This is a genomic window from Sodalis-like endosymbiont of Proechinophthirus fluctus, assembly GCF_001602625.1.
Classification (GTDB): Bacteria; Pseudomonadota; Gammaproteobacteria; order Enterobacterales; family Enterobacteriaceae.
In genome coordinates, this window is the sequence record NZ_LECR01000017.1 from 5,364 (window position 1) to 5,710 (window position 347).

General features: G+C 51.9%; 1 pseudogene. It reads left to right on the forward strand.

What is annotated here, in order from left to right:
- Positions 1-347 (forward strand): annotated as a pseudogene (locus BG74_RS15940) (glycerol-3-phosphate acyltransferase); the annotation flags it as partial.

The window sequence follows — 347 nt, forward strand, 5'->3', positions numbered from 1 at the left end:
CGATTGCCGCCTATCTCGGCCATATTTATCCAGTGTTCTTTCACTTTCGTGGCGGCAAAAAGGTCGCTACCGCCTTGAGGGGTTATTGCGCCCATTGGCTATGATCTGCTTTGCCTGATGATAGGCACCTGGCTTCTGACAGTGCTGTTCTCCGGCTTATTCTTCGCTGGGAGCGATCGTCAGCACTTTAATCGCACCTTTCTGTGTCTGGTAGTTCAATCTACAGTTCACATTCCCAGTCGCAATACTATCCTGTCTGGTGCTCCTTGCACCACCACAACAATATTCAGCAGCTGTGGCGCCGTCAGGAAAGCCGCATCTGGCGCCCGATGATAAAAAGACCGGGA